Source organism: Dactylosporangium sp. NPDC005572, assembly GCF_040605515.1.
GTDB lineage: Bacteria > Actinomycetota > Actinomycetes > Mycobacteriales > Micromonosporaceae > Dactylosporangium.
Window position 1 is genome coordinate 1 of sequence record NZ_JBEXCY010000433.1, and the last position, 2,462, is coordinate 2,462.

Here is a 2,462-nt window from a genome sequence, read left to right on the forward strand (position 1 = left end):
GCCAGGGCGGCGGCGGTCGCGGCGAGGATGAGCTTCCTGGTTCTCATGGCTCCGTCTTCTGCATCGGTACGGGTACAGGTGATTCGCCGAAGTGTGATTCGCCGCAATCGCACAGCCGTACAGTAACGCAATCTTCTCGACAATCGTCGATACGAAAAGCGGATCTCACCGGGATTTCAGCAACAGCTAAAGGCTCAGCCACTGCTTTGGCCAGATTTTCCGACCGGCGTGCCGGGTGCCAGTCGCAGCGTGCGGAACGCGGCTCGGTCATCCGCTACGTATCGTGATCCCGTGACAGCGACGCGTACTGCGACCTGCCAACCTCGCCGAACCCTGCGGTCCCGGCTGGAACGCCGTGCGCACGATGCGGCCGGCGAGGCTCCAGTGGCACCGCGGCCAGGTCTCCATTGTCAAGCGGCTCTAGCGCCCGCAGTCGTCGGTGTGCTTACGGGCGGACGCTAGTGCTGTGACCACTTACGTTTACCGGGTTGGTGTTTGTGTTGTGGTTCCTCGGCGTGTGGTGCGGTCGAGCGGCTCCCCGCCATGACCGTTTCGGGTGGTGGTGGGGCGGGCCTCAGCCGGCCAACCGACCCTCCTGCCGTCACTGGGTGGCGGCGGGGGTCACGCCGGGACGGTCTGGCACCAGGAAGATGCCGTCCCGCTCGACGGTGCGTGACCACAGTCGGCACCACTGGCGCGACCGTGGTGGATCCGCCGCCCAGGGTTCGGGTGGCGGTGGTGGCGGTGGTGGCGGCCGCGAACAGGTCACGGTGCCCGGCGAGCTTGCAGGTGGTGCAGGTCATGGTCCGCCCGGCCGGTTTCCGCACCCGCCGTCGGCAGGCGGGGCGGGTCGACGACGTACCACGTTCGTCGACCAGGCGCAGGGTGATCCCGCCGAGTTCGGCCTTGTCCCGTAGTACAGCGATGGCCCGGCCGGCCTGCCACTGCCGCACCCGCAGGTTGTGCCGCCGACCCGCATCAAGCTGCAGCACGCCGCGTGGGTCGCCGACGGTCAAGGTGCCGACCCTATGCTGCACCACCCAGGCGACGACGGTCCTGGCTGCCTCGTGCTGCGCCTGCCGCACCCGGCGGCGGTGGCGGGCCTCGACCAGGCGGCTGCGGCGGCGGTACCTCCGCCACCGCCGAGACCCCCGCTGGCCGGGCTCCGGCGCCCGGGCGGCCACCGCCCGGCGGCGGGCCTTCGTGTCGGCCAGATGCAGGCGGTGCTCGGCCCGGACCGCCCGGCCGGAGACCAACAGCCCCTGCCCGCCCGGCCCCGCCACCGCATAGGGATGAATCACACCGAGATCGACGCCAGCCAAGCGGCCCGGATCCGGTGCCCCATCGGGCGGGTAGGCGGCGACCGGGACCTCGGCGGTGACCGGGACCTCGGCGGTGACCTCGACCCACAGCCGGCCGGCGTCGGCGAGCAGCGTCACCGACCGCACCAGCCCCACCGGACAGGGCACGTCACGGTCCAGGCGCACCCACAACGACGCCGAGCCGGCCCCGGTCGGCACCCGCAACCGCCGCCCGGAAAGGCCGAACGTGCCGCGATACCAGCGGATCGGCATCAACCCACGCCGTCGGTGAGCTTCTTGAGCAGCTTCTCAAGGCGCGGGTCGGCATCTTCAGCCGGTTGCAGCCGTAACCGCCAGGTGGCCAGAGTGCGAACCGCGCTGGCACGTTGGCCGCTCGCTCAGTTGGTAGAAAGGCCAGCAGCGCGATCGGCGGGAACGCCTGCCCGGGCGGCGCTGACCCAACGGCGCATCCGACGGCGGCCTAGCAGCGCCGAAGCGTTCGGTGTGGCGCCGGTCGATGGCCGCTCGGCGGCCGCGCGCCCGGCGCCGCGCTCGTCGGGAGATGCGTATACGTCGCTGCTACCGCAGCATCTGCTTCCTGTGCTTCCTGTGCTTCCCGCGAGGCGCAATGCGGCGACGGCACCTCGCGCCGAACTGTTGGCCGTCGGAATGGACATGATCACCCTGCCGGGCGGTCAATCCACGGCCCGCACTGCCGACTCGTACACCCATGATGAACACCCCGCGTTGCGCTGAGCGCGGCAACTGAGGTGTTCTACGCCGCCGACTACGACCGGGCCGCACCGCAGCGTCGCCGAGGGTGTCAGTTGTGCCCGGCTGAGATACCGGACTGCTTCCCGCCACGCCGCTAACGACGTCGGGGCGAACTGCCGTGCCCGTCTCGGCGTGGAGGTGCGATCGTGTCGTGCGTCAAAGATCGGCAACTGTCCATGCCTTTTCTTCGACGCCGATCACAGTTCTCGGAGGTCTGCCAGGCTTGAACGGGACCAATGGCCCTGCGGTGGCAATTCCTTCGCCTCGTGTGCCGCCCGCCTGTCGGTCCGAGCATCGGACCAAGGGCGGTGTCCCGGCCGAAGGAGTGATCGTCATGAAGGCGGCCGTCGTCACCGGGTTCGACCGTCCGTTGCGGATCGAGGAGGT

The 2,462-nt window shown here is 69.9% G+C and carries 2 protein-coding genes; one reads left to right on the forward strand and one right to left on the reverse strand.

Going from position 1 to position 2,462, the window contains the following annotated elements; genetic code table 11:
• Nucleotides 1–287 (forward strand): hypothetical protein (locus ABZS66_RS61330; protein WP_354774178.1); only part of this gene is annotated, 287 nt, incomplete at its 5' end.
• A gap of 171 nt (nucleotides 288–458) precedes the next feature.
• Here ABZS66_RS61330 and ABZS66_RS61335 read toward each other — a convergent pair.
• Nucleotides 459–1,574 (reverse strand): transposase, encoded by a 1,116-nt coding sequence (locus ABZS66_RS61335; protein WP_354774180.1) that lies wholly within the window; start codon nucleotides 1,572–1,574, stop codon nucleotides 459–461.
• Between the last annotated feature and the right edge of the window lie 888 nt (nucleotides 1,575–2,462).

Bases quoted from the DNA above. Each gene is read 5' to 3' on its own strand.
- ABZS66_RS61335 (WP_354774180.1), bottom strand. From the start codon at position 1,574: ATGCCGATCCGCTGGTATCGCGGCACGTTCGGCCTTTCCGGGCGGCGG.